This window comes from Dietzia maris (genome assembly GCF_014144855.1).
Lineage (GTDB): Bacteria > Actinomycetota > Actinomycetes > Mycobacteriales > Mycobacteriaceae > Dietzia > Dietzia kunjamensis.
Genome location: NZ_JAALDN010000328.1, coordinates 1 through 2,706, shown reverse-complemented (window position 1 = coordinate 2,706; position 2,706 = coordinate 1). Strand labels below are relative to the sequence as shown.

Genomic DNA, 2,706 nt, shown 5'->3' with positions numbered 1-2,706 from the left:
GCACCGACCGAGCCGGAGACCAGGACCAGCTTCTCGCTCGTCCGGTCGACGAGCCAGCCCCAGGCGATCAGCGCCGTGGCCATGCCCACCAGCGGCATCGCGACCAGCACCCCGGCCCGCGAGAGCGACAGCCCCTCGACGGTCGTGAGGTGGGGGAGCAGGAAGCCCACGCCGACGACGAACGCCGAGCCCGACGCGGCGACGAACGTGGCGACCGCCAGCACCAGCCAGTGCCGCGGGGTCACCGCGGTCGACTCATGCTTCACCGTCTCCACCTGCACGAGCCTAGACTCGATCCCACAAACTAGAAACTGTCTCCCATATAATGAGACTCATCCGGGGCGCCGGCCGTCAGTTGACGTCCCCGTCCTGCAGGAAGGTGGCGTACAGCGGCAGCGGCATCTCCTGACGCCGCAGTACCGCACCCCACACGTCGACGCGGGCGGGGGCGAGCAGGTCGCTGGGCAGGCTGGGGGCGACGTACCAGTCGCCGCGGTCGAGTTCGTCCTGCAGCTGCCCGGGGGCCCAGCCGGTGTATCCGACGAACACCCGCATCCCTTCGACGTGGTCGCGCAGGAGATCGGGGTCGCTGTCCAGGTCCACCACGTGCACCCGGCCCTCGATCTGCTGGAGCCCGACGAACCGGTCACCGTCCACGCCGGAGCCGAGCACCACCAGTGCGATCCCGGTGTCGGGTTTGACGGGACCGCCGATGTGGAAGACGGACGGGGGAGCGCAGATCTCGGCCCAGGCGGGCAGGATCGACTCCACCTCGGTCTCGCTCGGGCGGGTGATGACGACGCCCAGGGAGCCCGAGTGGTCGTGCTCGATCATGTAGATGATCGCGCGCTGGAAGTTGGGATCGGGCATGTCGGGCGCCGCGATGAGCAGCGACCCGGCGACGGGATCACGCTTGTCCATCGCGGAGTAGAGGCGGTCGCCGAACAGGCCGCCGCCGCCCAGATCGTCCGGTCCCGTGTCCATGTCCCCATGATGCCCCCGTGGCCGACGACCCACACGCGCGTCCCCTCGATCGGGTCCCGCCGCGGTGGTCGCCGCTCGTGCGGCGAGCGCTACGGTGATTCGCGTGACCTCACTGTCCGCCGATCCGGTCGGCCCCCCGCGCGGACAACTGGCGGCCGCACTGCGGGAGTCGGACGGCCTCGGCCGGCTGTCCACGGCGCGCCTGGCCGCCCTGCTCAGTGAGGGGATCCACCAGGCCGCGCTGGGCGGGATCGTGTTGTTCAGCCCCGAGTCCGCGACGACGCCCGCCGCCATCGTCGGCGGGTTCGCCGTCATGCTGCTGCCGTACTCGGTCGTCGGACCCTTCGCCGCCGCCGCGCTCGACCGCTGGGATCGTCGGGTCGTCGTCGCGGTCGCGGCGCTGGTCAGGACGGTGGCCATCATCGCGACCATCGCGCTGGTCGCCGCCGGCGCCGTGCACACGGGGGCGGGCCTGCCGATGTTGTTCGCGCTCTCGCTCGTGGCCATCGGGCTGGGCCGCCTCATCAACACCGGCATGACCGCAGCCATGCCCAAGGTGGTGCCCGACCGGATCCTCGCCGGCGCCAACTCGGTTCTGGTCACCGTGGGGTCGATCATCACGGCCGTCGGCGCGGTCGCGGAGTTCGCCGTCCTGGCCGTCCTCGGCGCCGGGGACGCCGCGGTGTCGTGGACCCTCGTGCCGTCCGTGGTCGCCGCGCTGGTGGGGGTGTGGGCGATCCTGGCGCTGCCGCGCCGGCACCTGGGACCCGACGACGACGAGCTCAGCGCTGATCCCGGCCGGGGCGTGGCACTAGATGCGCTGTCCCTGTTCGCCGGTGGATTGGCCGAGGGCGTCCGGGCCGCCCGGTCCACGGCCCTCGTGTGGGTGTCGCTGACCGGCGTGACGCTCGGCCGGGCGGCGTTCGGGATCACCACGATGCTGGCGATCCTGCTACTGCGCGACGCCGAGTCCGGCGGCGTGGGCGGCCCTGTCGTGGCCGGGATGGGTGGATTCGGACTGATGTCGGCGGCGGTGGCCGCAGGAATGGGCCTGGCCGCCGTCGTCACCCCCTGGGCCATCGCCCGTCGGCGGCGGATCGTCGTCGTGGCATCGGGCGCGGTGCTGTCGGGGGTCGCGCAGCTCGCGGTCGGCCCGACCCTCGACCCGACGGCACTGGTCGTGGGCGCGGTGGCGATCGGTCTGGGCGCCCAGGTGGTCAAGCTCGTCGCGGACAACGCCATGCAGACCGACGTCCCCGACGCCCGCCGCGGCGGGGTCTTCGCACTGCAGGACGCGCTGTTCAACTCGGCGTTCGTCGTGGGGATGGTCGCGGTCCTGCCGTTGGTGCCCGCCGACGGACGGTCGGTGTCGTTGATGCTGGTCCCGGCCGCGCTGTACGCCGCCGCCGCGGTGATCGCGGCGTTCGTCGCCGCGCGAAGGCGGTCAGGAGCCGAGCCCGAGCGAACCCGCGGCGATCGAACCGCCACCGACCGAACCACCACCGACCGAGCCACCACCGACTGACCCTCCGCCCACAGAACCACCGCCCACAGAACCACCGCCCACAGAGCCCGCGGCGACCGAACCGCCACCCACCGAGCCTGCACCCACCGAGCCTGCACCCACCGAACCTGCGCCGACCGAACCTGCGCCGACCGAACCCGCCCCGACCGAACCCGCGCCCATCGACCCGGCGGCAGCGGAACCCGCCGCAGCCGAGC

At 72.6% G+C, this 2,706-nt stretch carries 2 protein-coding genes and 1 pseudogene; 1 reads left to right on the top strand and 2 read right to left on the bottom strand.

All coding sequences use genetic code 11. From position 1 onward, the window contains the following. Positions 1-266, bottom strand: a pseudogene (locus G6024_RS11140) (MFS transporter); the annotation flags it as partial. 85 nt (positions 267-351) lie between these two features. Then, positions 352-984, bottom strand: coding sequence for a YqgE/AlgH family protein (locus G6024_RS11135; protein WP_067720162.1), 633 nt, complete (start codon positions 982-984; stop codon positions 352-354). Between the two features lie 103 nt (positions 985-1,087). Between G6024_RS11135 and G6024_RS11130 the strand changes: the two genes are divergently transcribed. After that, on the top strand, positions 1,088-2,509 hold the full coding sequence (locus G6024_RS11130; protein ID WP_159148712.1) for an MFS transporter: 1,422 nt from the start codon (positions 1,088-1,090) through the stop codon (positions 2,507-2,509). The last annotated feature ends 197 nt before the right edge of the window (positions 2,510-2,706 follow it).